Genomic DNA, 25,606 nt, shown 5'->3' with positions numbered 1-25,606 from the left:
CGAAAAAAAACCCCGCCAGGCGGGGTTTTCTGTTTCTGATAACACGGAAAATCAGAAGTTATAGCCGACCACCAGGTAGTAACCCCAACCGGTTGACTTGATCGGGCCCTGCGGCGTGCCGATCTCCGCGCCATCCTGCCACTGGCCGCCGTTATGGAAGTAACGCGCCACGAAAGAATAATGCCAGTGATCGTAGTTCAGCGCCAAAATATGGCTGGAGGCGATCGAGTTGCCGGTGCGCACCTGTTTGCCGGTGCCGTCAACCCAGTGGCTGTCCTTGCCCAGATCGGAACCGAAGTCGAAGTTGGTGAAGCCGATGTAGCTCAGATTGCCGCCCCACACCTGGGTCAGCGGCACAAAGTATTTCACCTTGAAGCGGTAGCCGTCCCAGCTGTTCTCGTTGGCAGCCTGGTAGTTTTCCCACTGGTATTTGGCATAGATGTTCATCGACAGGCTCATCGGCAGGCCGGTGTCGATATCGGTGCCCAGACCCATGTACCAGGTGTTTTGACGACCGTCGGCGTTGTGGCCCAGGTCATAGATGTAGTTGTTGGCGAAGTACCACTCTTTGAACGGGCCGAAGCTCAGGTCGGTGCCGGTCAGTTTGTCGATGGAGAAGCGCGGTTCAATCTCCATAAACAGCGGGGAGCCTTTGTTCCAGATGCCGCGATCCGGGGTGTTGCCCACGCCGAAGAACTTTGGCACGTCAACGTAGCCGTAGAAATCGAACCAGTCTTTCTTGGCGAAGGCTTCGTATTCGAGATACACGTCGTTATTCAGTTGCGGCCCGAAACGGGTGTGGTAGCTGCCCACCACGTTAACGCTCTGGTGCCACCAGTCGGAGACATATTGACTGTCTTTGCTATCAGCCATTGATGATGCACTGTAAGACGCTGCGAGCAGTACACCTGCTGCGAGAGCTATTTTTTTCATTTTATTACCACATGCTTAAAGGGCCATTTCCTGCCCGTTTAGAAAAGATGACAATGAGTCTGCCGACACCTGGCGTTGTCTTCACACAGAAACTCGGATGACGCGCGCATTATAGAAACCACTGACTGTAAGAATCTGTGATCCAGTTACGCATTTCGCGAATAGGTAATCGATTGCGTTCACATTTGTCAAATTATGTTTCATGCAAATTCACATTCGCTGTGATTTTTGTCATGTGTCGCGTTTTTTAGCGCAGTTTTTAAGCCAAATGACATCAGGGCGTCATCACGAGGTGGAAAAGAAAAAGCCGACGCGCGAGCGTCGGCCTTCATCAGCATCAGGAGAAAGTACGGAACGTGAAATCAGCTTACCGCCGGCACCGCTTTGGCGATGTTTTCCTGGCGGAACGCCACCTCTTCACCGTTTTTGACCTCCCAGCTGGCGACCGGAATATCGGTTTTGGGCGCCGCCGCGACAACCGAACCGTAAATCAGCTTGTCATCGCGGCGCAAAATATAAACATCGAGCTGATATTCATGCCGCAAATTCGCCGTGGTCAGGCGCACGGTATCGCCGCGCTCATAATGATGCACGTCGATTTCAGGCTGCTGAATAAATTGAATGTCACTTCTCATTGTCGTCGTTCCTTCAGGCAACATGGCTAGTTAAATTCTAGTTCAACATTGCGGCGATGGCGGATAATTTCCGTTAATTTCCGCGAGTTGCCCGCCAACAGATCAGCGAACCCAGGGTAACCATCGCCACGCCCTGCCAGAAATTGACGGTCAGCGAGGTGTGCAGCACCAGCGCGGCGAACACCGCCGACAGCACCGGGGTAAAATAGGAGACGGTCGCCAGCAGCGTCATGTTGCCGTGCAGAATGCCGACGTTCCAGGCGGCATACCCCGCCCCCATCGCCACCCCGGCGCACAGCAGCGTCACGGTCACGCCGACGCTGAACTGCATGCCGCTTTCCGCGCTGAAGGCGTACTTCAGCCACAGCGCCAGCGCGGTCAGCACGATAAACAGCACCACGCCGTTGCTGCCCTGGGCGATCTTCTTGGTCAGGTTGCAATACAGCGCCCAGATCACCGCGCCGCTGAACGCCAGCGTATAACTGAGCGGATTGCTGCGCACGTTGGCCAGCATCTGCGCCGGTGACCAGCCGCCCTCGCCGCTCATGATCCAGCCGATGCCGAACAGCGACAGCAGCAGCCCCGGCAGCAGCCACCATTTCGCCTTTTGGCCGTTGAGCGCCAGCGCCATCAGCACGGTGAAACAGGGCCACAGGTAGTTGATCATGCCCACTTCTATCGCCTGCAGGCGGGTATTGGCGTAGCCGAGCGACAGCGACAGGCAGATCTCGTAGCTGACGAACAGCAGGCTGCCGACGATCAGGTAAGGCCGCGGAAAGCTGCGCCATTTCGGCACGCCGAGCGCCACCAGCAAGAACGCCGCGCTGACGCTGTAGATCATCGCCGCGCCGCCGACAGGCCCCAGCCCTTCGCTGACGCTTCTGATCAGGCCGACGACGCTGCTCCACAGCACGATGGCCAACAAACCGAACAGCGTGGCGCGGGTACGCGAGGGCAAAGCGGGCATAAGGCAGGTCCAATAGGTTATTTTTTATCAGGTTTTTCACTCTACTGCCGCACGCGCCAAAAAGAAAGGCGGGAAACTCCCGCCTGTGAATTTATTGCTGCGGTTGCCGCTCCAGCTGCGGCGGCGGCTGGCGAAAACGCCGGGTCAGCCAGGCCAAGTAGCCGAAGCCCAGCGTCGCCCAGATCAATCCCATGGTCAGCGAGCTCTTCTCCAGATTCAGCCACAGCACGCCCACCGTCAGCGCCCCCACCAACGGCAGGAACAGGAAGTTGAAACGATCCTTCCAGCTTTTGTTGCGCCTTTCGCGAATAAAGAAGTGGCTGATCACCGACAGGTTAACGAAGGTAAAGGCCACCAGCGCGCCAAAGTTGATCAGCGCCGTGGCGGTCACCAGATCGAACGACAGCGCCGACAACGCCACCAGCCCGACCATCAGCACGTTCAGCGCCGGCGTGCGCCATTTGGGATGGATATAGCCGAAGAATTTCTCCGGGAACACGTTGTCGCGCCCCATCACGTACAGCAAGCGCGACACGCTGGCGTGCGACGCCAGGCCGGAGGCCAGCGTATTGATAAAGGTCACGCACAGGAAGATCGACTGGAACAGTTTGCCGCCGACGTACAACGCAATCTCCGGCAGCGCGGCGTCGGGCTGGTGAAAGCGTTGAATGGACGGGAAAAACAGCTGAATGAAGAACGACACGCTGATAAAGATCACCCCGCCGTACAGCGCGGTCAGGAAGATGGCGCGCGGGATCACCTTGGCGGCGTCGGGCGTCTCTTCACACAGCGTGGTGACTGCGTCAAAGCCGAGGAACGAGAAGCACAGGATAGTCGCGCCGGTAATGATCGGCAGCAGATGCGCATTCTCGCTGAGGAACGGCCGCAGGCTCCACACCGTGCCCATCCCCTCGCCGTTGTGCAGGCCGCGTACCACCAGATAGATGAACACCAAAATGATCGCCACCTGCGCCAGTACGAACAGGGTATTGAAGTTGGCCACCAGATTGACGCTTTTCAGGTTGATGGCGGTGATCAGAATCACGAAGCCCACCACCCACACCCAGGGCGGCACCTCCGGGAACAGCGCGGTCAGGTAGATCTTGGCCAGCAGCGTGTTGATCATCGGCAAGAACAGATAGTCCAGCAGCGACGACCACCCCACCAGGAAACCGACGTGCGGGTTGATCGCCTTCTGCGCATAGGTATAGGCAGAGCCGGCGGTGGGAAACTGGCGCACCAGTTTGCCGTAGCTGATAGCGGTGAACAGCACGCCGGCCAGCGCCAGCAGGTAGGAGGTCGGCACATGGCCGTCGGTGAGGCCGGAGACGATGCCGAAGGTGTCAAACACCGTCATCGGCGTCAGATAGGCCAGGCCCATCATCACCACCTGCCACAGCTTGAGGGATTTGCGCAGCTGCGGTTTGCCCGCCTGGCCGCCGTCGATGGCTTTAGTCGTCATGGCATTTCCCCTTTTGGTCCTCTGCTGTCAACCGTGCAACGTCATTCAGAGAGGCCGCGGGGAAACTGCTGCTCAGGCGGCGGTAAAAACGGGTTGGGATCGCTGTCGGGCGGCCGGCGACCGGCCCGTCGGCACTGCGGCACAGGCAAACGTCTGCGCAGGGGGATGACTGAGTCATGGTTATTTCCTCGTCGGCGTCCTGTACGCCGTGATAGAAGAAATTCTGTACCGCAGCGCGCAGCCTCGCCGGCCACAGGAGAGCCGATGAAATGCGCCGGACGCGCGCGGTAATCGCAGGGTGAGCGGGATCAGGCGTTTTTCAGCATCCACTCGATCTCGGTTTCGGTGATCAGGCGCTCGAACTGCACCAGCTCATCGGTTTTGCAGGCCAGATAGACGTGGCTAAAGCGTTCGCCCAACAATGCATTGAGCACCGGCTGATGTTCGAACTCGTACAGCGCATCGCTCTGGCGGATCGGGAACGGCAGCCCGTCCTGCTCCAGCCCGTTGCCGGTCACCGGCTCAGGCAGCGGCAATGCGGTTTCCAGGCCGTAGACGATGCCGGCCAGAATGGTCGCCATCACCAGATACGGGTTGGCGTCGGCGCCCGCCACGCGATACTCCACCCGGTGGTTATCGCGATCGCCGCAGGGAATGCGCAGCGCCACGGTGCGGTTGTTATGCCCCCAAGAGGCCTGGGTCGGCACATACATGCCGGGCTGGAAGCGGCGGTAGGCGTTGACGTTCGGCGCCAGCAGCGCCATCGAAGACGGCATCAGGGCGATCATGCCCGCCAGCGCCTGTTTCAGCAGCGCCGAATCTTCGCCGTCGTCATCGGCGAACACGTTGTCGCCTTGCGCATTCAGCATGCTGATGTGCACGTGCATGCCGCTGCCGGCGTGCTCTTCATACGGCTTGGCCATAAAGGTCGCCTGCATATTGTGGTTCTCGGCCACCATGCGCACCAAGCGCTTCAGCGCCAGCGCATGGTCGCAGGCCTGCAGCACATCATCGGTATGGTGCAGGTTGACCTCGAACTGCCCCGGCGACGCCTCCGCCACCGCGCCGTCCGCCGGAATGCCCTGCAAACGCGCCAGTTCGTCGATCTCGCTCAGCACATCGGCGAAATGGTTCAGGTTATCGACGGAGTACACCTGGCTTTGGGTGTTGCGTTCTTGCGTGCCCGGCGCGCACGGCGGCTGCAGATAGCCTTCCGCGTCACGTTGACGATCGATGAGATAGAACTCCAACTCTACCGCTACCACGGGGGAGAGCCCGCGCTGACGCAAACGCTGCCACACTCGGTTCAGCACATTGCGCGGTTCAACGTCAAAGGGAGTGCCATCTTCATCCAACATGGTGAGCAGCACCTGCGCGATATATTGCGGGTCCGCCGCCGACGGCGTCAGCGTGCCCGGTACCGGCACGCACACGTGATCCGGCTCGCCCAACTCCTGCCCCAGCCCGGCCTCTTCCACCACGTTGCCGAGAATATCCATCGCAAATACCGACGCCGGGAAGTAACAGCCCTTCTCCAGTTTGTTCAGGCCGCCGACCGGGATGCGTTTGCCGCGGAAGCTGCCGTTCAGATCGGTCAACAGGACGTCGACATGTTGGGTTAACGGATAACGTTCCAGGTACTTCTTCACTTCGCGCTGGAACGCGCTACTTCGTCTCTCTTCACTGTGCTGAACAAAGTTTTCCACTTCTACGATGTTGGTCTGCATGGTTCACCCGCCGTTTGTGTTTTGCTGTCGTCGATGTTTATTGACCGTCTTGTTCAATATAATGCCCACAATTGAAACGTAGATGAAACAAATTTGTTTTGCAAGTGTTACTTTTGGTTTGAATATTGGCCAATCGACTGCTAGATTTATAGAATATTGAACGAAATCGGCGGTAGAGAAGCTTATCGTTCATAATTTCGAACGTACCAAGGGGATAGCATGGACAATATATTTAACAGACCAGTCATCGGCGTCGTCATGTGCAGGTATAGGTTAAACGGGCACCTCACGCAGACCTTGCAAGAAAAGTACCTGAATGCCGTTATCACCGCCGGCGGTTTACCGATCGCCCTGCCGCACGCGCTGGCGGAGCCTGAGATGCTGGCGGAACTGTTGCCGCGCCTCGACGGCATTCTGTTGCCCGGCAGCCCCAGTAATGTGCAGCCGCACCTTTATGGTGAAAACGGCGATGAGCCTGACGCCGATCCTGGCCGAGACGCGTTGAGCCTGGCGCTGATCCGCCAGGCATTCGACAGGCGCATTCCCCTTTTCGCCATTTGCCGCGGCATGCAGGAAATGGTGGTCGCCACTCAAGGCACCCTGCATCGCCGCCTGTATGAACTGCCCGAGCTGCTGGAGCATCGTGAAGATCACGACCTGCCGCTGGAACAGCAATACGCCCCCGCCCACGAGGTCATCGTTCAGGAAGGGGGGCTGCTTTCGCAACTGATACCGGATTGCAACAGATTCTGGGTGAACTCGCTGCACGGCCAGGGCGCCAAAACCCTGGGCGCGAGCGTTCGCATCGAGGCGCACGCCGCCGACGGGCTGGTGGAGGCGATCAGCGTACGCGATCAGCCTTTCGCGCTCGGCGTGCAGTGGCACCCGGAGTGGAACAGCGACGAGTACGCCCTGTCGCGCCTGTTGTTTGATGGTTTCATTACCGCCTGTCGGAACTATCAAAAGGAAAAACGCCCATGAGCGACGTCAGCTTGGCACCGGGAAAACGTCTGTCGCAGATCCGTCAACAATTGGGGTTGTCGCAGCGCCGGGTCGCCGAACTGTCTGGGTTAACCCACAGCGCCATCAGTACTATCGAGCAAGACAAGGTCAGCCCGGCCATCAGCACGCTGCAAAAGCTGCTGACGGTATACGGTCTGTCGCTGTCGGCGTTTTTCGCCGAACCGGAAAAACCGGCTGAGCCGCAGATCGTGATAGACAGCGACGACCTGATCGAGATCGGCAGCCAGGGCGTATCGATGAAGCTGATCCATAACGGCGATCCGAATCGCACGCTGGCAATGATGATCGAGACCTACGAACCGGGCACCACCACCGGCGAGCGCATCAAACACCAAGGGGAAGAGATCGGCACGCTGCTGGAAGGCGAAGTGGTGCTGCAGGTCAACGGCCAGAGCTATCACCTGCAGGCCGGGCAGAGCTACGCCATCAATACCGGCATTCCCCACAGTTTCAGCAACACGTCGGCGCGCATTTGCCGGATTATCAGCGCCCATACGCCGACGACATTCTGATCAACGGAGCCAGGCATGAACTTTCACCATTTGCAGTATTGGCAACAACGGGCGCAGGCCCTGAAGATTGAGCACCAGCTGTTTATCGACGGCCGTTACCAGCCGGCCGCCGCGGGGAAACGTTTCGCCGTCGAAGATCCCGCCGGTCGCCGTGAGCTGGCGCAGGTCGCGCGCGGCGAAGCCGCCGACATCGATCGGGCGGTCAGCGCGGCGCGCGCCGCCTTTGAACGCGGCGACTGGGCCCAGGCCGCGCCGGCGCAGCGCAAAGCCACGCTGCTGCGCTTCGCCGAGCTGATGGAACAGCATCACGAAGAGCTGGCGCTGCTGGAAACGCTGGACACCGGCAAACCGATTCGTCACAGCCTGCGCGACGACGTGCCGGGCGCTATCCGCTGCATCCGCTGGTACGCCGAAGCGATCGATAAGGTGTACGGCGAAATCGCCCCCACCGGTCGCGAGGCGCTGGCGCTGATCGAACGCGAGCCGATCGGCGTGGTCGGCGCCATCGTGCCCTGGAACTTCCCGTTGCTGCTGGCCTGCTGGAAGCTCGGCCCGGCGCTGGCCGCCGGCAACAGCGTGGTGCTCAAACCCTCCGAAAAGTCGCCGCTGAGCGCCATCCTGCTCGGCAAACTGGCGCAACAGGCCGGGCTGCCGGACGGCGTGCTGAACGTGGTGCCCGGCTACGGCCACGACGCCGGCAAGGCGCTGGCGCTGCACCGCGACGTCGACGCCCTCACCTTTACCGGCTCTACGCTGGTGGCGAAACAGCTGATGATTTACGCCGGCGAATCGAACATGAAGCGTGTCTGGCTGGAGGCCGGCGGCAAAAGCGCCAACATCGTCTTCGCCGACTGCCCGGATCTGGATCAGGCCGCCCGCAGCGCCGCCGCCGGCATCTTCTACAATCAGGGGCAGGTGTGCATCGCCGGCACTCGCCTGCTGGTCGAAGCGAGCATTGAGCAAGCGTTCCTGCAGGCGCTGCGCAAATACGCGGCAGCTTTCGTGCCCGGCGATCCGCTCGATCCCGACACGGTGATGGGCACGCTGATCGACAGCGGCCACTGCGAGAAAGTGGCCGGCTATATCGATCGGGGGCTGAGCCAGGGCGCCGCGCTGTTCCTCGACGGGCGCGACCATCCGCAGGGCGACCACGCCGGCTATCTGGGGCCGACCATCCTCACCCGGGTGGACAATGCCATGAGCGTGGCGCGCGATGAAATCTTCGGCCCGGTGCTGGCGGTGACGGCGTTCGACGACGAGCAACAGGCGCTGCAGCTGGCCAACGACAGCGACTACGGCCTCGGTGCCGCGGTCTGGACCCGCGATCTGGCGCGCGCGCACCGCATGGCGCGCCAACTGAAGGCCGGTACGGTGTTCGTCAACAACTACAACGACGGCGACATGACCGTGCCGTTCGGCGGTTACAAGCAAAGCGGCAACGGCCGCGACAAATCGCTGCATGCGCTGGACAAATTCACCGAATTGAAAACCACCTGGATCTCGCTGGAATAAGGGCTTACATCATGACTGAACACGTAAAAAGCTATTATGCGGCCACGGCCAACACACATCAGCCCTATCCGCAACTGAATGAATCGATCGAATGCGACGTCTGCGTGATCGGCGGCGGCTATACCGGCCTCTCCTCCGCGCTGTTCCTGGTGGAAGCCGGTTACAACGTGGTGGTGTTGGAAGCGGCGCGCATCGGTTTCGGCGCCAGCGGCCGCAACGGCGGCCAGTTGGTCAACTCTTACAGCCGCGACATCGATGTGATTGAAGAGCGTTACGGCGCGGAAAGCGCCCGCCTGCTCGGCAGCATGATGTTCGAAGGCGCGGAGATCATTCGCAGCCGCATCAGCCGCTACGCCATCGACTGCGACTACCGCCCCGGCGGCATCTTCGCCGCCCTGAACAACAAGCAGTTCCATGCGCTGATCGAGCAAAAACGCAACTGGGAGCGCTACGGCAATACCCAGCTTGAGCTGCTCGACGCGGATCGGGTGCGCCAGGAGATCGCCAGCGATCGTTACGTCGGCGCGCTGCTCGATCACAGCGGCGGCCACATCCATCCGCTCAATCTGGCGCTGGGCGAGGCCGAGGCGATTCGCCTGCAGGGCGGGCGCATCTTCGAGCAATCGGCGGTGACGAACATTCGCCACGGCGAACCGGCGCTCATCAGCACCGCCAATGGCCAGGTGAAGGCGCGCTTCGTCATCGTCGCCGGCAACGCCTATCTGGGCGATAAGCTGGAGCCGCGGCTGGCCAAGCGCAGCATGCCGTGCGGTACCCAGGTGGTGACCACCGAACCGCTGGCGCCGGAGATAGCGCAGGCGCTGATCCCGCAGAATTACTGCGTGGAGGACTGCAACTACCTGCTGGATTACTACCGCATCACCGCCGATCATCGTCTGCTGTACGGCGGCGGCGTGGTATACGGCGCGCGCGATCCGGACGACATCGATAACCTGATCCGGCCGAAGCTGCTGAAGACCTTCCCGCAGTTGAAAAGCGTGCGTATCGACTATCGCTGGACCGGCAACTTCCTGCTGACGCTGTCGCGCATGCCGCAGTTCGGCCGGCTGGAAAATAACGTGTACTACATGCAGGGATACAGCGGCCACGGCGTGACCTGTACCCATCTGGCGGGCAAGCTGATCGCCGAGCTGATGCGCGGCGACGCCGAACGCTTCGACGCCTTCGCCAAGCTGCCGCACCTGCCGTTCTTCGGCGGACGCAATCTGCAGATCCCGTTCACCGCCATCGGCGCGGCCTACTACACGCTGCGCGATCGCATCGGCGTCTAAAACAACAGGCCCGGTCATGATGGCCGGGTCTGCGCATTAACGCTTAGACGATCTTCGGTTGGCCGTCCGAGGCGGTCGCCCCGCCATCGACCGGAATGTTGGCGCCATTGATAAAGCTGGCGTCGTCGCTGGCCAGAAACGCCATCACCGCCGCCACTTCTTCCGGCTCCGCCGCACGCCCCAGCGCGATGCGCTCATTGAACTTGTCGCGGATCTCCTGCGGCCAGCCGTTGGTCATGTTGGTTTTGACCAGGCTCGGGCAGACCGAGTTGATGCGCACGCCGTCACCGCCGTGATCCAGCGCCATGGCGCGCGTCAGGTTAACCACCGCGCCTTTCGCCGCGCAGTAATAGGCCGCGCCCCAGTCACCGCCCAGGCCGGACACCGATGCGGTATTGACGATGCAGCCTTTGGTTTTCAGCAAGTGCGGCAAGGCGAATTTGGAACAGAACACCACGCCGTCGATATCGACCCCGGCGATGCGACGCCAGTCGTCGATGCTGGTTTCCAGCACGCTGCCCGCCACGTGTACGCCGGCGTTGTTCAGCAGGACGTCGATGCGGCCCAGTTTTTCCGCCACCTCGTTCATCATTTTTTCAACCGCCACGTGATCGGAAACGTCGATATGCACCGCCATCGCGCGGCCCTTCGGCAGCGAAGCGGCGACCTTGTCTACCGCTTCCTTGGCCCAGTCGGCCAGCACCACAATGGCGCCCTCGGCGGAGAAACGCCGCGCCGCCGCTTCCCCCATGCCATTGCCCGCACCGGTGATAACCACGACTTTATTGTCAAAACGCATGAGACCTCCTCCATGTAAACGCATTTATATAAGTCATACAAATCTCATTGCCCCGAGGATAAGACGCAGGCTCCCTGAGAGCCAGTCAAAACGTGCGGTTTATTAACCAAAAGGAGGTATGCGAGTCATTTCAATGCGCTGGGTTAATCTTTATCGGATTTTGGCCAACATATTGATGGAGATAATAAAATTGCGGCCAGTCACTATTTTCCTGGCGGATTGTCAGCAAGCGGGATTATTGCGGATAGACGGTTATGGCCGCTCAGAGATAAGCGATGCGAATGAAAAAAGCAGCCGCCCGCCGGCGGCCGCGACTATTTTTTCTCGATGGGGATCACCAGCAGATCGACGTTCAACTCATTGATCGCCTGACGCGCCGAAGAAACCAGCCGGCTCCAGACATCGTGGTGATGGCCGAAGATCACCAGATCGAACCCTTTTTCCTTCGCCACCCGATTCAGCTCTTCCGTCAACGCGCCACGACTGACGATCACCTCTTCCACCGGATAGGAAGACTGCCCTTTGATCGCATTGAGCATATTCTTCACCCGCTCCGAAAACGTGCGATCGGTGTAGTTGTAATCTCCCACGCCCAGATCGACATAATAACCGGCGCGGTGAATATCGATATAAATCAGTGAAAGTTTGGCCTGGAGCGCGGCGGCCAACCTGGCGCCCTTGCCCAACAGGAACTCGGCGTCTTCGCTGAGATCCGTGGCGACAACGATATGCTGATAAGCCATGACGGCGGCCCTCCGCTTCAAACCCATGAACAGGATGGCGTTCCTTGCCGCATGTTTCTCATGCACCTTAAGTTTAGCCCAGCGCCGGCCCCCTCGCCTGCTGCAGTGTCGTTCTATTAATGGAACGATGCATCCCGGCTTTAGGCTCTACCGGATTTCTCTCCTCTCTCTACACTGTAGGCAAGTGCTGAGTTTCAGCCTTATCAATCAAAGAAGATACCCACTGACCTCACGACGAGAAAAGGAAAACACCATGAGCACTCCAGCCAACTTCAACGGCCAGCGTCCTGTTATTGATGCTAATGACGCGGTCATGCTCCTGATTGACCACCAAAGCGGTCTGTTTCAGACCGTCGCCGATATGCCGATGACCGAACTGCGCGCTCGCGCCGCCGCTCTCGCCAGCATCGCCACCCTCAGCAAACTGCCGGTGATCACCACCGCCTCGGTGCCGCAGGGCCCCAACGGCCCGCTGATCCCGGAAATTCACCAGAATGCGCCGCACGCGCAATACGTCGCCCGTAAAGGGGAAATCAACGCCTGGGACAACCCGGACTTCGTGGCGGCGGTCAAAGCCACCGGCCGCAAAACCCTGATCATCGCCGGCACCATCACCAGCGTCTGCATGGCCTTTCCGTCCATCAGCGCGGTGGCCGAAGGCTATAAGGTCTTCGCGGTGATCGACGCCTCCGGCACCTACTCGAAAATGGCGCAGGAAATTACCCTGGCGCGCGTGGTACAGGCGGGCGTGGTGCCGATCGACACCGCCGGCGTCGCCTCCGAGCTGCAGGGCAGCTGGAACCGCGCCGACGCTCAGCAGTGGGCCGAGGTCTACACCAAAATCTTCCCGGCCTATCAGCTGCTGATCGAGAGCTACCTCAAGGCGCAGGACGTGGTGAAAAATAACGAACTGCTAGACTCGCAGCGTTAAGATCGCGGGTATAAAAAACCCCGGCCAAGGCCGGGGCTATTAATCGTGTGCCGGTGACTTTCCCGGCTGTCATGTTATGGCGTAAGCGTCCATCCCACACTCCAACATTACGCAGCCTAAGCGCGACTTTTTCACAACAGAAAAATAGACTGAAACGCGGCGTTATTAATTCTGCGGCAATCTGTTTTTCTGTTGCCAATAATCATTAATTATTGGAACGTCATCGAGGAATCGAACCCCAGTCCGCCAACGAATAATTTCGCTGCCGCTCTTCCTGCTGAGCTAATGACGTATCGAGAAAGACTCCGGGCGAACCCGGAGTTTATTCAGGCTGAGGATTTCATTGCTTAACTGCTCCGGCTTAAACCATCATCGCTGTCGTAAGAAATTGCACCTCGGCCGAAAATTATAACGCGACCACGTTGCCGGCAGAAGGCCCCTTCATGCCATTTTCTATAGTGAACTCAACCTGTTGGCCTTCGTCCAGCGTTTTGAAATCGTTGCTCTGGATAGCGGAGAAGTGTACGAACACATCTTTGCCGCCGTCTGCCGGGGTGATAAAGCCAAAGCCTTTACCTGCATCAAACCATTTTACCAAACCAGTCATTTTATTGGACATAGAGATATTTCCTTTATATTTTTGCGACGCCATAGGGCGATAGAGGTCTGTTTTTATTGGAAACTTATGGGGCACTAGAGAAGAGAATTCGCGGAAGAAGAGGTATCTGAGGGATATCGCTAATACTGAGAACTGCTTTACTAAAACTGCTTTCATAAGGTCTGTACTACAAACCGATGACGCTATTTACACACAGCTAAATTATTTAAGCAAGATATATTTTAAATTATATTCATCTGCCTCATAAATTTATTACCGCAAAGCACCGCCTACATCTGCCGCCAGCTCAGGGTTTTCGGCGCGGCGTTCGGGGTGAAAAATAACGAACGATTGGACTCGCCACGCCGGGGCCGATCATGAACGCGCAAACAGCCGCCGATTCCGCGTTCTGCTCTTCCCTTCACGCGAAACTACTCCCTGCTATAACACTGAAGAAAACCGCTTTATCGTCATGAAAGAGAAATAAAAGCTTAATAAATCAATCTGTTCTCGACACTGGCGCATTATCGTTGTTAGGATAATTATTTTACTTTACAGGAAATGACCTCAAGGATGGCTATGATGGGCAAAAGAACACTGATGCTGACGGCGCTGACGCTCAGTTTGGCGGGCTGCCAGCCGGCACCGCCAAGCTATGTGGAAAACGCGAACGCCTTGATAGCCAAACAAATCAGCGCGATTGGCCCGCAAGCGGCGCAGTGCAAATTTGCCCAAGACGGCGATTATTGGATTTCGGCTTGCTCATTGGGCAACGCGCGCGACGCGCCGGTATTCGCCTTGTTCGAGCAGGAAGGCGTCATGCAGGCTAACGACAATCTGGCGATCGCCGTCGTGCCGCTCAACGAGCAAGCTCGGCACTTTGTGCGCGATCCGCGTTTCACTATCCCGGTAATGCAACGCCGCATTCCCGTGGACGCGGATCAAGCGTTCAATCGCTTATTTGCCCAACCATCGCGCTAACCCTCCCCTTCAGCCGATGATTGCGATCCCCAGCCGCTCCAGCAGTTGAGCGGCCTGGTGACTGTCCATTTTAACGCCCTGCAGATCGGTGGTGCGCAAATCCAACTCGCCCAGTTCCGCGTTGCTCAGATCGCACTGGGTGACATCGGCGGCGCGCCAGTCAAAACCGGAGAATTCGCCGCCGGACAGATCGGAGCCGCTGAAACTGGCGCCGAGCACCTGCGCGCCGTGCCAACGGTTTTCCCACAGCTCGCATTTCTCCAACACCACTTTGGCAAAATTGGCGTAGCTCAGGTTGCTCTTGGTGATATAGGCGCTGCAAAACCAGGTGCGGCTGGTGATCATATTCATAAAGCTGGCGCCGCGAAAATCTGCTCCCTGCGCGCGACATTCGCGGATCTCCAACCCCAATGCGTCAACGTGGCGGAAATCGGCCATCGATAAATCGCAGCTTCTAAAACTCGCGTCTTTCAGGATCGCGCGGCTGAAGTTACCGCCCTGTCGGCTCTCGCGATCGTAAAATTGACAGCCGATAAATTCGGTGCCGGTCAGATCGGCGCCCGAAAAATCACACAGCATAAAGCTGCCGTTTTCAATTTTTTCGCCGGTAAAGCGGTTACGCGCGATCTTCTCACCCTTCAGCGCCAGGCTCATTGTAACACCCCTGTTTATTTATACAGTCAGTGCGGCATTTAATCCTATTCCGGCGCGGTTGGCAACCGCCGTCGAGCAAAGGCGCGAGAGCGGAATATGAACGAGCACCTGATGATGGCTTGAGCCGCTGGCGTCGTAAAAGACCGCAGTAATCGGCGCAAAAAAAAACCGCCCGATACGGGCGGTTGACGTGACGGCGAACCGTTACTTCAGGGCTTCCTGAATAGCGTCGGCCATCGGGCCGATGTGCTTCTCCGCCGCCTTCAGCTGGAAATCCACGCCGTTGCCATCGTTGGTGTCTGACAGCGTAGCCTTGATAAGCTCCAGTGCCGCCTGCACCGCCACCAGCCGCTTGTGCTGTTCGTCCGTGACCGGTTCGGCGCCCATGTTTGCCGGATAGTAATGCTCTAACATCGCGATCTCCTTTTGATGACGTTAAACCTTAACCTACCAGAAAACCGCGCATTTATTAAGGAAACCGCGCCCGGCGCGGCCGAGTGACGATAAATTGCACTATACTGGGCAAACACTCTCCCCTGTTACAGGATCATCGCCATGTCATTCCAGGGAAGCTGCCACTGCGGCGCCGTCACCTTTACCGTGGACGCCGAACTGCCGACCGAAGCCCTCAGCTGCAACTGTTCGATTTGCCGCCGCAAAGGGCTGCTGCTGTCGTTCTTCCCCATCAGCGCTTTCACGCTCAACAGCGGTCAGGACCAGCTCAGCACCTACACTTTCAATCACCACAGGATCCGCCATCAGTTCTGCCGAGTCTGCGGAGCCCAGCCCTTCGCCTACGGCACCGCGCCGGACGGCGCCGCGATGTGCGCCGTTAACCTGCGTTGCGTGCCGGACGTCGCGCTGGATGCGTTACAGATCCACCGCTACGACGGGGCCAGCGTCTGAGCGAATCGCTCGCTCAGTCGAAGGCGACCCAGCCGGCGTCGGTTTCGGCGGATTGCACGCAGCGCGCCACCCACTTCACACCCAGCGCGCCGGCCTGCACGTCCGGGTACCAGAAGTCGGCCAGGAAGGCTGCGTCGCGCCGATCGGTGGCGTCCATCGCCAGCGCGAAGCGGCGGTAGAGATTCGACCAGGCTTCAAACAGCCCCTCCGCATGGCCGCCGCCGATGCGATCGTCCGCCAGCGCCGACGCGGCGAGATACGGCATGCCGCGCTCCAGGATCCGCACCGGCTCGCCCTGCACTTCGAAGCGCAGCTGATTGGGTTGTTCATCCCACCACTCCAGGCTGGCCTTTTCACCGACAATGCGCACCTTTTGGCCGTGCATCGAACCGCAGTTGACCGCCGAAGCCCACACGGAGCCGATGGCGCCGTTGTGATACTCCATCAGCACATAGGCGTTGTCCTCCAACGGCGCGCGCGACGGCACAAAGCTTTGTCGACTGCAGAGCAGCCGCCGGATCTTCAGCTGCGGCGCCATGGTTTCCGCCAGGAACAGCGTGTGGGTCGCCAGATCGCCCAGCACATAGCTGGGGCCGACAAAGCGCGGATCGACCCGCCAGCGAGTGCTGGGATTATCCTGCTCCACCGGCGCGGCGTGAAAGCCGTGGGCGAACTGCATATTCACCAGCCGAATTTCCCCCAGCCGGCCATCGGCAATCATCTGCCGCGCCTGCAAAATCATCTGGTGCCCGGCATAGCCGTAGGTCACGCCGATGACTTTGCGCTGCCGCTCGCACAGCGCCGCCAGCGCCTGCGCCTCTTCGACGCTGAAACACAGCGGCTTCTCGCATACCACGTGCAATCCCGCCTCCAGCGCCGCCCGGCAAATGGCGTAATGGGTGTTGTTCGGCGTGGCGATCGAGACCGCTTCGATGCCGTCCGCCCGCGCGGCTTCGGCACGAAACATCTCGGCATAATCCGCATAACAGCGCTCCGCCGCCACGCCCAGACTCCGGCCAAAATCACGCCCGCGTTCGGCGTCAATGTCGAACGCGCCGGCCAACAGAGTAAACGCACCGTCGCGCAAGGCCGCCGAACGATGGATGTAACCGATCTGGCTGGTGCCGCCGCCGCCGACCATGCCCCAGCGCAACGATCTCGCCAAAGGTTTGCTGCCGTTGATCATCGTGTTTCTCCTGATTAAAAGCCGAGGCCGCGCAAGTAGCGCAAGCTGGCGGTGACGTCCTGCAGGCTGCCCTGCACATTGCGCGGATCGCGTTCCTGCTCGATAGTGATCCAGCCCCGGTATCCGCGCTCGGCCAACAGCGCGCGCAGCTGCGGATAATCGATCGCCCCGCTGCCCAACGGGCACATGACACCCTCGGCGCAGGCGGTGAAAAAATCGACGCCGCGCGCCAGCACCTCGCGGAACACCTGCGGATCGACGTCTTTGAAGTGCAGATAATCGAGACGATCAAAGTGCTTGCTCAGCCAGGCAGCCGGGTCCAGCCCGGCGTAATACAGATGGCCGGTATCCAGGCACAATCCGGCGGTGTGATGCGGAATGTCCGCCGCCAACCGGTCGATTTCGTCGGCGAACTCGATGCAGCCGCCGGCGTGCGGATGCACCACCGGCCGCACACCGTATTCCCGCCAGGCCAGTTCGCTGATGCGCGTAATGTGCCCAATCATCCTCTGCCACTCCCCCTGCGACAAACGCGGCGCTAAATCTGAACGCCCGGCGAACCTGGCGCGTTGCGGATTGCCGAAATCGATAATCACCAAGAACGGCGGCGCGGCGCGATCGCCCTCGGTCGGCTCCGCCCTGGGCGCCCGCGAGAGGTTGCGGCATATCCGATGAGTCAGGGCCAGCAGGCGCTCAATGTTCGCCTCGCTGACCAGATCGTCAAAAATCGTGCCGGCCACTAGCGACAGGCGATGCTGCTCCAGCGCGGCGCACAGCGCCTCGCTCTGCGTCGGCAGATAGCCCCATGGCCCCAGCTCGATGCTGCGGTAGCCGGCCGCCGACGCTTCTTGCAGAACCGTGGCATAGGGCGGCAAATGGGGGTTGTTCGGATCATCCACGCCCCAACTGCAGGGCGCATTGGCGATAGGCAAAGTCATGGCGACGGCTCCTTTTTTGCGGGGAATGCCGGCAGTATCAAACAAAAATTCCAAAACTATCAATAATGAAAATTTTATTTTTTGATAGAGATCGCGCTATTTTTGATAAATTACTTGATAGTTTTTAATCAAATCCAGGCAGCGCCTGGCTGCGCCCTGACCTCGGCAAACACCACTCAGCGGCCGTCAGAGGTTTTCTTTGGTGATCACATCGAAGCGATTAATGATGTGGCGTAATCCCGGTTGTTCATCGGCGGCGAGTAACGTCTCGACGATCGTGGCGGCCAATTCGGGAATGCGGTGGCACAGCAGCAGATCCACCGTGCCGTCGAGCAGCGCCATTTCACCGCCCTGCACCGGGCCGTGGCACACCAGCGTGATGTCGCGCTGCCGGCCGCTCTCTCGCAACGCCTGAATAATGCCCTCCACACCGCCGCTCGGCGCGTAAAGCGCCGCCAGTTCCGGGTGGTTCGCCAGCAGTTCACGCGTGACCCGGCGCGCCGTTTCCGCGTCCTCGAGGCTGCGCACCGGTTCCAGCACTCGCTGGCCGCTCATCTGCTCACGCAGGTAGGAGCGAAAGCCGATCTCGCAGGCTTCCTGGCAAGTAAAACGGTTGTCGCCGATGATCACGCCGACGTCGCCCTGACGCCGGCACAGACGATCCACCGCCCAGCCGGCGGTGCGGCCCGCTTTTTGATTATCCAGACCGATGTAGCCGGCGCGGCTGGGTACCGATAAATCCGACAGCAGCGCGAAAACGTTGATGCCCGCCTGGGCGGCTTCTTCTACGGCATAGTGGATCAGGGGGTGATCCAGCGCCAGCACGCCTATCGCTTCCACCTGGCGGCTCAATTGGCTAATGGCGGCGGCGGTATCGCCGATGGCATTGAGAGAGTGGAAGATGAACTGTGGCGGCTGACCCGGCTCATGATACGGCGCCGCTTGCGCCATCAGTTCATCAGCCAGTTGCGCATAGAAAGAGTGTTCGCGCCGCAGCAGGATGAACCCCATTCTCAGGCGGCGCTCCGGCCTGCCCAGCACCGCCGACAGGCAGTGGGACTTTTCCAACGCGAACCCCAACTTTTTCGCCGCCTCAATCACCCGGCGCTGGGTGGCGGGCCGCACCGACGCGCGTTGGTTGATCACCCGATCGACGGTGGCGATGCCGACCCGCGCCTCTCTGGCGATGGCCGCCATGGTGGTTTTCTTACCGCTCATGTTCATCTCCATCAACGATTTGATGGAAAAATATCATAGCCGTTGCCGCCCCTGATGTGATGCCGTTCGCGATTAACGGTAGACGGAGAACTTCTTGGTGAGCGGCTTAAGCTGTTCAGTGTCGCCGTAGAGCGCTACCGCCACGAAGTCCAACTGCTCGTAGGGGGTATTGGCGGTGTCGGCGATCTGCTGCTCGGCGGAATGCGACAGCATGGTCGTGGTGAAGAAGTTGGCCAGCACGCCCTCCTCCTTGCATTTGAGGATCAGGTTGCTGAGCTGGCTGCTGTTCTTGGCCTGCAGGATGACGATCGGGTAATGGCTCATATTGGCGCTGACGCCGTCGAGGCTGCTCGGGTAGTGGTGAAACTCGCGCTGCTCGATAAGATCGGTGATGCCCGCCGTCAGATGGCAGGAGGCGTTAAACAGCGTGGCCGGTTCGTGGTTGCGGTTGAGGATGATGTAGAATTTTTTCTCGTTGTCGCTGTACATACTCTTCTCCTTGAATAGACAACCCTTTTTACCCAAGCCAAGGGCGGTTTTCAAGGCGAGATAAGGGCCGCGTCCGGCCCCGTGATAACGTTTCAGCCTCAGATCCCGCCTTCGCCCGGGCCCTGCGGCTGCGCCACCTGATGCAGCACGGTGATGTTCTGTAGGACAGTGCCGCCGTCGATCGGTTTCATCTGGCCGTCGCGATCTTTATAGTGCGTCGGTTTGGCCCCGTGGAAGAACAGGCCGGCGTTGACCTGCACGCCCAGATAACCGGCGCTTGGCGGCAGGCGCTGCACGTCGGTCCAGGGGTTGGAGACCGGCACGAACTGGAATCCCTCGCCCGTCTTCGCATACAGCGGACGCAGCAGCGTGACAAAGGCCATCAGCGGCGACAGCGCCTCTTTGAAGATCTGAACCGGCCGATCGACCGTCATCAGGAAGCCATGCGGCTGTTCCTCTACCGTGTCGAAGGTCAGGCTGCTGCTGATATCGTCACCCCGGCCGCCGTAGCTCCACTCCATCACCGGCGCTCCGTTTTCATTCATCATCTCTGACATACACTGCTCCTTATAAATAAAATTGATCGGGCACGCTCGCTGCGTGCCGGAACAGTAAACCGCTGAACGGGCACCCGCGTCCACGCAGGGCGGCACGCTGGCGAACCAAACAACGAGGCGCGCAAAATAAAGCTCGAAATGAATAATTTCCCCGCGTGACAGCGCAGCATTTGAACGACTTCTGTCGTAGCGCAGACGCATAGTGAGGGCGTTACCGCCACTGGAGAGTGTTATGACTGCGATTAAACCGAACGCCATTGACCGCGTTTCCCCCGCCGCCACGCCCTGGCTAGCCGTCATCAATGTGCTGTTCGCCGGCATCGCCGCGGCGCTGCACGTGGGCAAGGCCACCATTGCCTTGCCGGCGCTGCAGGCCGAGTTTGGCCGTTCACTCGAGACGCTAAGTTGGGTCATCTCGGCGTTTCCTTTCGTCGGGGTGTTCGGCGGCATCGCCGCCGGGCTGCTGGTGCGCCGCTGGGGCGATCGGCGCCTGCTGGCGCTGGGATTGCTGATCGTCAGCGCCGCCAGCTTTACCGGCGCCACGCTGCACGACTTCAGCGGCTTGATCGTCAGCCGCTTTGTCGAAGGCCTCGGCTTCGTCATCGTGGTGGTCGCCTCGCCGGCGGTGCTGAACCGCATCGTCGCCCCGGCGCAGCGCAGCCTGGTGTTCGGCATCTGGAGCACCTTCATGCCGGCGGGCATCGCCATTTCGCTGTTTTTCGGTCCTCACCTGGCGGGCTGGCAACAGAACTGGCAGGCCGGTGCGGCGCTGACGCTGCTGGCCGCGCTGCTGCTGCCGCTGACCACGCCGCGCCGCGCCGCCGACGCGCACGCTCCGCCGTTGCCGCTGCGGCAAGCGCTGGGCGCGATGCTGCGGGCGCGCCAGCCGCTGTTGCTGGCGCTGATGTTCACCGCTTATAACCTGCAGTTTTTCTCGGTGATGACCTTTTTACCGATCTTTCTGATGCAGCGCATCGGTCTGACGCTGGCGGCCGCCGGCGGCATCAGCGCGGCGGCGGTGGCCGTCAATATCCTCGGCAATCTCGCCGCCGGGTTCTTGCTGTCGAGCGGTCTGCGGGCCGGGAGCCTGCTCGCGGCCACCAGCCTGGTTATCGGCATCTTTGGCATCGGCATTTTCCTGCCGATGACGCCCAATGGCCTGCTGATCCCGCTGTGCTTCCTGTTCTGCGCCATCGCCGGCATGCTGCCCGCGACGCTTCTGGCCGCCACGCCGGCGGCGACGCCAGAGCCCACGCTGCTGCCGCTGAGTCTGGGGTTGGTGATGCAGGGGAACTACCTCGGCCAGGTGATCGGCCCGGTCGCGCTGAGCGCCATCGTGGCCGCGGCCGGTTGGGCGGCGCCGGCGTGGCTGGTGCTGGCGGCGGCGGTGTCAGGGGCAGGATTGGCGCTGATTTTTCGCCGCGAACCGCGCAATGCGGCGTAATGGCGCAATAATGAGAAAGGAGGTTCTATTTATTATTAGCGGTGCTGAATATTCCCTGGTGCGGGTGCGTGCTTATCGTGAAGGATAAGGCCAGTGATGATCCAGACCCGACAATGACAAGGCACCGGTCGCAACAAGATAAATCAGCAGACCGGCGAAAGCGATCAGCAATGCCTTTTCGATAACGGCAAGTCGTTTGTGTTCTGTCATTTGCATACTCCTTCGTGGTATCGGGCGAACGGCCGCCCTCATCAACACTAGGAAAGCCTGGCGCAGGGGGCAAGCGCAACACACAAAATGAAACACAATCAATAAATTTTGTTAACTATTTAGCGTTCTTTCTTTCCTTGCGCCGCCGCCTGAGCCTCGCGCGGCGCCCTCCTTTCCCCTTAGTAACCCTATGGAATACACCGTTAAAAATCCCCTACCGGATAAGCAAAGGTAATGATAGTGTTGTTTTCATTCAGTTCATCTATGCTGAAAATTCATCTTTTGAGGGACGACTATGATGTCTAAAGGCATTTCCAAGGGATTCTTTATTCTGATCCTGTTCATCGTTACCGCCGCCTTTCTCGACGTGCTGGGGCCTTATTACTCCTCGGTGCTGTGGGCGGTTATTCTGGCGGTGATTTTCCATCCGGTGAAAAAGAAGTTGAAGCAGTACGTCGGCGAACGCAACGGCGTGGTGTCGCTGCTGACGGTGGCGCTGATCTGCCTGATCGTGTTCACGCCGTTAGCGATCATCGCCTCATCGCTGGCGATGGAATTCAACATGATTTACACCAAGCTGCAGACCAACAACAGCCAATTGCCGACCATGCTGGCGGACTTCATGCGTCATCTGCCCGGCTGGGCGCAGCGCTTCCTGGCGGAACATAACCTCAACAGCGCCGCCGAGATCCAAAAACAACTTTCCGAGGTGGCGCTCAAGGGCGGGCAATACCTGGCGGGCAGCGTGTTCCTGATCGGCAAAGGCACCTTCAACTTCGTCGTCGGCTTCGGCGTGATGCTCTATCTGCTGTTCTTCCTGCTGAAAGACGGCCCGTATCTGGTGAACCTGGCGCTCGAAGCGCTGCCGCTCTCACAGCACGTGAAGCACCACCTGTTCGTGAAGTTCGCCGCCGTCTCCCGCGCCACCGTTAAGGGCACGGTGGTGGTCGCCGTGGTGCAAGGCGCGCTCGGCGGGCTGGCGTTTTACTTTACCGGCATCGACGGCAGCTTGCTGTGGGGCGCGCTGATGGCGTTCCTGTCGATCATCCCCGCCGTGGGCTCCGCCATCATCTGGGTGCCGGCGGTGATCTACTTCTTCGCCACCGGCATGCTGTGGAAAGGCATCTTCCTGGTGGTGTTCTTCGTGGTCGTAATCGGCCTGGTGGACAACATTCTGCGCCCGCTGCTGGTAGGCAAAGACACCAAAATGCCGGACTACCTGATCCTGATCTCCACCCTGGGTGGCATGGAGATTTACGGCATCAACGGCTTCGTCATCGGGCCATTGATCGCCGCGCTGTTCATCGCCTGCTGGAACATCCTGTCCGGCCGCGACAGCAAGGAAAACATCGAAGAGATCGACGAAGAATTCATCGAAGAAGGCAAGAATCATCCCGACGCGTCGGAGTAAACCTCTCGCGCCGTATCGCACCGGGGTCCGTTTGGGCCCCTTTTTTGTCTGTGGTATCCTTGCCGCGCTCACAAGGAAGAACGGGTTTCGTTATGCTTATTCTCTACGCCACGCTGGCCATCGCCTTCACTCTGCTGTGCCTGTTAGCCTTTATCTATTGCGCCTATCAGCTGTCAAAGCACGGTGACGTCAAGTTTTTGGCCTCGCTTTCGGTGCTGATCTTCGCGCTGCTGGCCTTCTATGCCGCTTACGGCTACGTCAGCACCTGGCTGCAACAGCAGGCGGTCGATGTCCGACTGTATTAGCGCAACGGGGTAAAAAAGACCTGCTCCGGATCGCCGTCATCGAGATTGTCAATCTGGCCGCTGGCGACAAATCCGGCGTTCAACAGCAGCCGCTGCATCGGCAGGTTGGAGCGATTGGTGGAGGTGAACAGCTTCGGGTGCCGGCAGTGCAACTTAAGCGCCGCAATCAGCGCCTGCCCGACGCCCCGGCGGCGATAGCGCTCGCCGACCATCAGCATCTCGACAAAGCCGCAGCCGAAGAAGTGATAGTGCAGCACACCGTATCCCATCGCCATGCCCTGCTTCTCGGCAAGATAACAGACGCCCTGCCCGCACCAGGCGCGGATCTGCGCCGCGCGCTGCGGCTCGTATTCGGCGACGCTGTCAAGGGCGATCAGGGCTGCGACATCGCTGTCAGTGGCCTGGCGAACAAACATGTTTTAATCCTCGTGCTGATGGATATGGCGACACCGTTTCAACGAAACGGCAACCGAAGCGGGATAGTTTTTACATCCCGGTCGAATTTTGTAATCCTATTATAGAGTTACCAAAACACACGCCAAGGAAGGAAAGCATTTCCCGATGAGAATACCGCAAATCTCCGCCGCCCTGCTGTTTACCCTGCTGCTGGCCGGCTGCCAGTTCCACAAAACCGTGTTCCCGCCGCCGTATATCGGCACCCCGCAGGAGATCGGCACCTACGAAGTGAAAGGGCTAACGTTCGTCACCACCGTCACCTTCAGCGGCCTGTTCGCCGAAGATCTAGTGCGCGAATACGCACAGAAACACCACTATCGCTACTATGTGGTAACGATGCGCAGCAACGGTTTTAAAGACCGAAGCGAGCGCGTAAGCGCGATGATGTATCGGTGATATCAAACAAGTAGCCGGCGCGCTAAACCCAATGATAAAGTGATTTGCGACAAAGAGCTTGCCCGCACCTAGCCGTAATCTTGTCATCTGCGCGCCAAGACGGGAAATTATCGCTTGTTCTCTCAGGTTAACATTACGATACACTGCAACGCAGAAAAGGAACCGTTATGCCTTTACTCCCTGCCGTGCACATCGAAACCGAACGGTTGATATTGCGTCCTCACAACCTGGCCGATTTCGATGCCTGGTATGCCATGTTTACAGATAAGGAACTGTTCAAATTTATCAGCGCCCCCAATCTTTCACCTGAAGACGGTTGGAATAGACTACTGCGCTATATTGGCCACTGGTCGGTTTTCGGCTATGGGCTGTTAGCCATATTTCGCAAAGCGGACGGACAATTCTTGGGCGAGACCGGGTTGGCGGATTTTCATCGGGGTCTGGGCAATGACTTCGATGGGAGACCCGAAGCCGCATGGATTATTGCCCGGGAGGCCCAAGGTCAGGGAATCGCACAAGAAGCGGCTGCCGCAGCGCATCAATGGATTGACAGCACCTTATCACCCGCTGAGACAGTTTGCCTTATCGGTGAAAACAATCGGCCTTCCGTTAAAATAGCTCAACATCTGGGTTACCAAATTTTTGGCCAATGCGAATACAAAGGAGCATCTTGCTTAAAACTCAGACGGACAATAAAGACTTAAATCTAAATCCGCCAGCCGCACAGGCTGGTGGAAGTCACGTGAATACCTAAATTTTTTACTAAAATATCCCGCAGAAAAACACTGTTTTACCCCAACCCCTTATTTCATCTAGCTGCTGCAGGACGCAGTTCCAATGTGATAATTTGGAACGCATTATGGGCCTCTGCCGTCGGCGGCTTAGGGAAGCGCGAATCGGCAATTGCCTTCATGGCGGCCTGGCAAAGTTCAGGATCCCCTTGATCAGCCCGAATGCTGATCAGCAGGCCATCCGGCGCCAGCTTGATGCTTAATGTACAACTTCTGCCTGAGTAGGCTTCGGCGTCTTTAAAATGGCGTTGGATCTCCGCTTGCACCTGAGACAGGTAATGCAATTCCTCTTTTCCCGGCGCCTTTGGGTTGCCAAGGTTGGCGAAAAGATCGTCAACCTCTTTATTTGCCGGGTCGGTTTGGCTGGGGGCAGTACTCTTGGCACACCCGGTTAATGCCAGCGCGAGCATCGCCGCCAATAATGTGGCGGCGCCGGTTTTATAGCCTGAATGCGTGATTTTCATATCCCTGTCCTTATGGATGATTATCAGCCGAAATCAACGTGGTATTCGACAAGATCCCCGGCGAAT

General features: G+C 59.0%; 30 protein-coding genes and 1 pseudogene. 12 read left to right on the top strand and 19 right to left on the bottom strand.

The annotated features are described in order from the left end of the window. Positions 1-51 precede the first annotated feature (51 nt). The 5 genes from ACSBQV_RS01830 to ACSBQV_RS01810 all read right to left on the bottom strand — a co-directional run bounded on the left by ACSBQV_RS01830 (position 52) and on the right by ACSBQV_RS01810 (position 5,724). Positions 52-933, bottom strand: a complete 882-nt coding sequence (locus tag ACSBQV_RS01830) for a nucleoside-specific channel-forming protein Tsx (RefSeq protein WP_033652091.1) — start codon at positions 931-933, stop codon at positions 52-54. A gap of 362 nt (positions 934-1,295) precedes the next feature. Then, complete coding sequence (locus ACSBQV_RS01825) at positions 1,296-1,568, bottom strand: hypothetical protein (RefSeq protein ID WP_033642807.1); 273 nt, start codon at positions 1,566-1,568, stop codon at positions 1,296-1,298. Positions 1,569-1,641: 73 nt separating this feature from the next. Continuing rightward, a complete protein-coding gene (gene yddG, locus ACSBQV_RS01820; RefSeq protein ID WP_099782301.1) occupies positions 1,642-2,535 on the bottom strand; it encodes an aromatic amino acid DMT transporter YddG in 894 nt (297 codons plus the stop codon). Positions 2,536-2,626: 91 nt separating this feature from the next. Then, on the bottom strand, positions 2,627-3,997 hold the full coding sequence (locus ACSBQV_RS01815; RefSeq protein WP_099782302.1) for an APC family permease: 1,371 nt from the start codon (positions 3,995-3,997) through the stop codon (positions 2,627-2,629). A gap of 308 nt (positions 3,998-4,305) precedes the next feature. Further along, on the bottom strand, positions 4,306-5,724 hold the full coding sequence (locus ACSBQV_RS01810; RefSeq protein ID WP_015377637.1) for a glutamine synthetase family protein: 1,419 nt from the start codon (positions 5,722-5,724) through the stop codon (positions 4,306-4,308). Between the two features lie 219 nt (positions 5,725-5,943). On the opposite strand from ACSBQV_RS01810, the gene puuD reads away from it, so the two are divergent. From puuD to ACSBQV_RS01790, 4 genes are read left to right on the top strand one after another with little or no spacing between them, the layout of a single operon-like run. Then, a complete protein-coding gene (gene puuD / locus ACSBQV_RS01805) occupies positions 5,944-6,705 on the top strand; it encodes a gamma-glutamyl-gamma-aminobutyrate hydrolase (protein WP_025302552.1) in 762 nt (253 codons plus the stop codon). Continuing rightward, positions 6,702-7,259, top strand: coding sequence for an HTH-type transcriptional regulator PuuR (puuR, locus tag ACSBQV_RS01800; protein ID WP_033642801.1), 558 nt, complete (start codon positions 6,702-6,704; stop codon positions 7,257-7,259). Before puuD ends, puuR begins: the two co-directional genes overlap by 4 nt. Before the next feature lie 15 nt (positions 7,260-7,274). Next, positions 7,275-8,771, top strand: coding sequence for an aldehyde dehydrogenase PuuC (puuC, locus tag ACSBQV_RS01795; RefSeq protein ID WP_099782303.1), 1,497 nt, complete (start codon positions 7,275-7,277; stop codon positions 8,769-8,771). Positions 8,772-8,782: 11 nt separating this feature from the next. Next, positions 8,783-10,063 (top strand): NAD(P)/FAD-dependent oxidoreductase, encoded by a 1,281-nt coding sequence (locus tag ACSBQV_RS01790; protein ID WP_099782304.1) that lies wholly within the window; start codon positions 8,783-8,785, stop codon positions 10,061-10,063. Between the two features lie 43 nt (positions 10,064-10,106). On the opposite strand, the gene ACSBQV_RS01785 is transcribed toward ACSBQV_RS01790, so the two are convergent. Further along, positions 10,107-10,862 carry an SDR family NAD(P)-dependent oxidoreductase gene (locus ACSBQV_RS01785; protein WP_016928044.1) on the bottom strand — a complete coding sequence of 252 codons (756 nt, stop codon included), beginning with the start codon at positions 10,860-10,862 and terminating at the stop codon, positions 10,107-10,109. A 314-nt stretch (positions 10,863-11,176) separates the two neighbouring features. Continuing rightward, a complete protein-coding gene (locus tag ACSBQV_RS01780; protein ID WP_033642798.1) occupies positions 11,177-11,605 on the bottom strand; it encodes a universal stress protein in 429 nt (142 codons plus the stop codon). 253 nt (positions 11,606-11,858) lie between these two features. On the opposite strand from ACSBQV_RS01780, the gene ACSBQV_RS01775 reads away from it, so the two are divergent. Continuing rightward, a complete protein-coding gene (locus ACSBQV_RS01775) occupies positions 11,859-12,536 on the top strand; it encodes an isochorismatase family protein (RefSeq protein ID WP_016928046.1) in 678 nt (225 codons plus the stop codon). Between the two features lie 213 nt (positions 12,537-12,749). On the opposite strand, the pseudogene ACSBQV_RS01770 reads toward ACSBQV_RS01775, so the two are convergent. Together ACSBQV_RS01770 and cspE are read right to left on the bottom strand one after the other, a co-directional pair. Then, positions 12,750-12,828 (bottom strand): annotated as a pseudogene (locus tag ACSBQV_RS01770). 114 nt (positions 12,829-12,942) lie between these two features. Then, entirely contained in the window at positions 12,943-13,155 is a 213-nt protein-coding gene (gene cspE / locus ACSBQV_RS01765; protein WP_004941268.1) for a transcription antiterminator/RNA stability regulator CspE, read from the bottom strand. A gap of 579 nt (positions 13,156-13,734) precedes the next feature. Between cspE and ACSBQV_RS01760 the strand changes: the two genes are divergently transcribed. Further along, positions 13,735-14,115, top strand: coding sequence for a hypothetical protein (locus tag ACSBQV_RS01760; protein WP_226886061.1), 381 nt, complete (start codon positions 13,735-13,737; stop codon positions 14,113-14,115). 9 nt (positions 14,116-14,124) lie between these two features. On the opposite strand, the gene ACSBQV_RS01755 is transcribed toward ACSBQV_RS01760, so the two are convergent. Both ACSBQV_RS01755 and ACSBQV_RS01750 read right to left on the bottom strand, forming a co-directional pair. After that, entirely contained in the window at positions 14,125-14,769 is a 645-nt protein-coding gene (locus ACSBQV_RS01755) for a Qnr family pentapeptide repeat protein (protein ID WP_033642796.1), read from the bottom strand. A 204-nt stretch (positions 14,770-14,973) separates the two neighbouring features. After that, a complete protein-coding gene (locus tag ACSBQV_RS01750; protein WP_004941260.1) occupies positions 14,974-15,183 on the bottom strand; it encodes a hypothetical protein in 210 nt (69 codons plus the stop codon). 141 nt (positions 15,184-15,324) lie between these two features. On the opposite strand from ACSBQV_RS01750, the gene ACSBQV_RS01745 reads away from it, so the two are divergent. Next, positions 15,325-15,675 carry a GFA family protein gene (locus ACSBQV_RS01745; RefSeq protein WP_099782306.1) on the top strand — a complete coding sequence of 117 codons (351 nt, stop codon included), beginning with the start codon at positions 15,325-15,327 and terminating at the stop codon, positions 15,673-15,675. Between the two features lie 13 nt (positions 15,676-15,688). Here ACSBQV_RS01745 and ACSBQV_RS01740 read toward each other — a convergent pair whose 3' ends face one another. The 5 genes from ACSBQV_RS01740 to ACSBQV_RS01720 all read right to left on the bottom strand — a co-directional run bounded on the left by ACSBQV_RS01740 (position 15,689) and on the right by ACSBQV_RS01720 (position 20,063). After that, positions 15,689-16,861, bottom strand: a complete 1,173-nt coding sequence (locus ACSBQV_RS01740) for a Gfo/Idh/MocA family protein (RefSeq protein WP_033652084.1) — start codon at positions 16,859-16,861, stop codon at positions 15,689-15,691. 14 nt (positions 16,862-16,875) lie between these two features. Then, positions 16,876-17,799, bottom strand: a complete 924-nt coding sequence (locus ACSBQV_RS01735; RefSeq protein WP_069100050.1) for a TIM barrel protein — start codon at positions 17,797-17,799, stop codon at positions 16,876-16,878. 186 nt (positions 17,800-17,985) lie between these two features. Beyond that, positions 17,986-19,017 carry a LacI family DNA-binding transcriptional regulator gene (locus ACSBQV_RS01730; protein WP_046898570.1) on the bottom strand — a complete coding sequence of 344 codons (1,032 nt, stop codon included), beginning with the start codon at positions 19,015-19,017 and terminating at the stop codon, positions 17,986-17,988. Positions 19,018-19,089: 72 nt separating this feature from the next. Beyond that, positions 19,090-19,506 (bottom strand): DUF2000 domain-containing protein, encoded by a 417-nt coding sequence (locus tag ACSBQV_RS01725; protein ID WP_033642793.1) that lies wholly within the window; start codon positions 19,504-19,506, stop codon positions 19,090-19,092. A gap of 98 nt (positions 19,507-19,604) precedes the next feature. Further along, the gene (locus ACSBQV_RS01720) at positions 19,605-20,063 is read right to left on the bottom strand and encodes a hypothetical protein (RefSeq protein WP_033652080.1); all 459 of its coding nucleotides are present in this window, start codon (positions 20,061-20,063) and stop codon (positions 19,605-19,607) included. A 232-nt stretch (positions 20,064-20,295) separates the two neighbouring features. On the opposite strand from ACSBQV_RS01720, the gene ACSBQV_RS01715 reads away from it, so the two are divergent. Next, positions 20,296-21,507 carry an MFS transporter gene (locus ACSBQV_RS01715; protein WP_099817991.1) on the top strand — a complete coding sequence of 404 codons (1,212 nt, stop codon included), beginning with the start codon at positions 20,296-20,298 and terminating at the stop codon, positions 21,505-21,507. Between the two features lie 72 nt (positions 21,508-21,579). Here ACSBQV_RS01715 and ACSBQV_RS01710 read toward each other — a convergent pair whose 3' ends face one another. Continuing rightward, positions 21,580-21,717, bottom strand: a complete 138-nt coding sequence (locus ACSBQV_RS01710; RefSeq protein ID WP_016928056.1) for a hypothetical protein — start codon at positions 21,715-21,717, stop codon at positions 21,580-21,582. A gap of 295 nt (positions 21,718-22,012) precedes the next feature. On the opposite strand from ACSBQV_RS01710, the gene ACSBQV_RS01705 reads away from it, so the two are divergent. Together ACSBQV_RS01705 and ACSBQV_RS01700 are read left to right on the top strand one after the other, a co-directional pair. After that, the gene (locus ACSBQV_RS01705) at positions 22,013-23,128 is read left to right on the top strand and encodes an AI-2E family transporter (protein WP_099782309.1); all 1,116 of its coding nucleotides are present in this window, start codon (positions 22,013-22,015) and stop codon (positions 23,126-23,128) included. 92 nt (positions 23,129-23,220) lie between these two features. After that, positions 23,221-23,433, top strand: coding sequence for a hypothetical protein (locus tag ACSBQV_RS01700; protein ID WP_099782310.1), 213 nt, complete (start codon positions 23,221-23,223; stop codon positions 23,431-23,433). Here ACSBQV_RS01700 and ACSBQV_RS01695 read toward each other — a convergent pair. After that, a complete protein-coding gene (locus tag ACSBQV_RS01695; RefSeq protein WP_099782311.1) occupies positions 23,430-23,849 on the bottom strand; it encodes a GNAT family N-acetyltransferase in 420 nt (139 codons plus the stop codon). The genes ACSBQV_RS01700 and ACSBQV_RS01695 overlap by 4 nt on opposite strands. Before the next feature lie 145 nt (positions 23,850-23,994). On the opposite strand from ACSBQV_RS01695, the gene ACSBQV_RS01690 reads away from it, so the two are divergent. Further along, complete coding sequence (locus ACSBQV_RS01690) at positions 23,995-24,285, top strand: hypothetical protein (RefSeq protein ID WP_033642787.1); 291 nt, start codon at positions 23,995-23,997, stop codon at positions 24,283-24,285. A gap of 167 nt (positions 24,286-24,452) precedes the next feature. After that, complete coding sequence (locus ACSBQV_RS01685) at positions 24,453-24,989, top strand: GNAT family N-acetyltransferase (RefSeq protein WP_099782312.1); 537 nt, start codon at positions 24,453-24,455, stop codon at positions 24,987-24,989. Between the two features lie 104 nt (positions 24,990-25,093). On the opposite strand, the gene tolA is transcribed toward ACSBQV_RS01685, so the two are convergent. Then, a complete protein-coding gene (gene tolA / locus ACSBQV_RS01680; protein ID WP_099782313.1) occupies positions 25,094-25,540 on the bottom strand; it encodes a cell envelope integrity protein TolA in 447 nt (148 codons plus the stop codon). Positions 25,541-25,606 lie beyond the last annotated feature (66 nt).

This window comes from Serratia sp. B501, assembly GCF_051172315.1.
Classification (GTDB): domain Bacteria; phylum Pseudomonadota; class Gammaproteobacteria; order Enterobacterales; family Enterobacteriaceae; genus Serratia; species Serratia ureilytica.
Note: the sequence above shows the minus strand (reverse complement) of the source record. Positions and strands in the feature narration are given on the sequence as shown.

Excerpts from the sequence above, each read along its gene's own strand:
- ACSBQV_RS01830 (WP_033652091.1), bottom strand. The coding sequence starts at position 933 with ATGAAAAAAATAGCTCTCGCAGCAGGTGTACTGCTCGCAGCGTCTTAC.
- ACSBQV_RS01825 (WP_033642807.1), bottom strand. The coding sequence starts at position 1,568 with ATGAGAAGTGACATTCAATTTATTCAGCAGCCTGAAATCGACGTGCAT.
- yddG (WP_099782301.1), bottom strand. The coding sequence starts at position 2,535 with ATGCCCGCTTTGCCCTCGCGTACCCGCGCCACGCTGTTCGGTTTGTTG.
- ACSBQV_RS01815 (WP_099782302.1), bottom strand. The coding sequence starts at position 3,997 with ATGACGACTAAAGCCATCGACGGCGGCCAGGCGGGCAAACCGCAGCTG.
- ACSBQV_RS01810 (WP_015377637.1), bottom strand. The coding sequence starts at position 5,724 with ATGCAGACCAACATCGTAGAAGTGGAAAACTTTGTTCAGCACAGTGAA.
- puuD (WP_025302552.1), top strand. The coding sequence starts at position 5,944 with ATGGACAATATATTTAACAGACCAGTCATCGGCGTCGTCATGTGCAGG.
- puuR (WP_033642801.1), top strand. The coding sequence starts at position 6,702 with ATGAGCGACGTCAGCTTGGCACCGGGAAAACGTCTGTCGCAGATCCGT.
- puuC (WP_099782303.1), top strand. The coding sequence starts at position 7,275 with ATGAACTTTCACCATTTGCAGTATTGGCAACAACGGGCGCAGGCCCTG.
- ACSBQV_RS01790 (WP_099782304.1), top strand. The coding sequence starts at position 8,783 with ATGACTGAACACGTAAAAAGCTATTATGCGGCCACGGCCAACACACAT.
- ACSBQV_RS01785 (WP_016928044.1), bottom strand. The coding sequence starts at position 10,862 with ATGCGTTTTGACAATAAAGTCGTGGTTATCACCGGTGCGGGCAATGGC.
- ACSBQV_RS01780 (WP_033642798.1), bottom strand. The coding sequence starts at position 11,605 with ATGGCTTATCAGCATATCGTTGTCGCCACGGATCTCAGCGAAGACGCC.
- ACSBQV_RS01775 (WP_016928046.1), top strand. The coding sequence starts at position 11,859 with ATGAGCACTCCAGCCAACTTCAACGGCCAGCGTCCTGTTATTGATGCT.
- cspE (WP_004941268.1), bottom strand. The coding sequence starts at position 13,155 with ATGTCCAATAAAATGACTGGTTTGGTAAAATGGTTTGATGCAGGTAAA.
- ACSBQV_RS01760 (WP_226886061.1), top strand. The coding sequence starts at position 13,735 with ATGCTGACGGCGCTGACGCTCAGTTTGGCGGGCTGCCAGCCGGCACCG.
- ACSBQV_RS01755 (WP_033642796.1), bottom strand. The coding sequence starts at position 14,769 with ATGAGCCTGGCGCTGAAGGGTGAGAAGATCGCGCGTAACCGCTTTACC.
- ACSBQV_RS01750 (WP_004941260.1), bottom strand. The coding sequence starts at position 15,183 with ATGTTAGAGCATTACTATCCGGCAAACATGGGCGCCGAACCGGTCACG.
- ACSBQV_RS01745 (WP_099782306.1), top strand. The coding sequence starts at position 15,325 with ATGTCATTCCAGGGAAGCTGCCACTGCGGCGCCGTCACCTTTACCGTG.
- ACSBQV_RS01740 (WP_033652084.1), bottom strand. The coding sequence starts at position 16,861 with ATGATCAACGGCAGCAAACCTTTGGCGAGATCGTTGCGCTGGGGCATG.
- ACSBQV_RS01735 (WP_069100050.1), bottom strand. The coding sequence starts at position 17,799 with ATGACTTTGCCTATCGCCAATGCGCCCTGCAGTTGGGGCGTGGATGAT.
- ACSBQV_RS01730 (WP_046898570.1), bottom strand. The coding sequence starts at position 19,017 with ATGAGCGGTAAGAAAACCACCATGGCGGCCATCGCCAGAGAGGCGCGG.
- ACSBQV_RS01725 (WP_033642793.1), bottom strand. The coding sequence starts at position 19,506 with ATGTACAGCGACAACGAGAAAAAATTCTACATCATCCTCAACCGCAAC.
- ACSBQV_RS01720 (WP_033652080.1), bottom strand. The coding sequence starts at position 20,063 with ATGTCAGAGATGATGAATGAAAACGGAGCGCCGGTGATGGAGTGGAGC.
- ACSBQV_RS01715 (WP_099817991.1), top strand. The coding sequence starts at position 20,296 with ATGACTGCGATTAAACCGAACGCCATTGACCGCGTTTCCCCCGCCGCC.
- ACSBQV_RS01710 (WP_016928056.1), bottom strand. The coding sequence starts at position 21,717 with ATGACAGAACACAAACGACTTGCCGTTATCGAAAAGGCATTGCTGATC.
- ACSBQV_RS01705 (WP_099782309.1), top strand. The coding sequence starts at position 22,013 with ATGATGTCTAAAGGCATTTCCAAGGGATTCTTTATTCTGATCCTGTTC.
- ACSBQV_RS01700 (WP_099782310.1), top strand. The coding sequence starts at position 23,221 with ATGCTTATTCTCTACGCCACGCTGGCCATCGCCTTCACTCTGCTGTGC.
- ACSBQV_RS01695 (WP_099782311.1), bottom strand. The coding sequence starts at position 23,849 with ATGTTTGTTCGCCAGGCCACTGACAGCGATGTCGCAGCCCTGATCGCC.
- ACSBQV_RS01690 (WP_033642787.1), top strand. The coding sequence starts at position 23,995 with ATGAGAATACCGCAAATCTCCGCCGCCCTGCTGTTTACCCTGCTGCTG.
- ACSBQV_RS01685 (WP_099782312.1), top strand. The coding sequence starts at position 24,453 with ATGCCTTTACTCCCTGCCGTGCACATCGAAACCGAACGGTTGATATTG.
- tolA (WP_099782313.1), bottom strand. The coding sequence starts at position 25,540 with ATGAAAATCACGCATTCAGGCTATAAAACCGGCGCCGCCACATTATTG.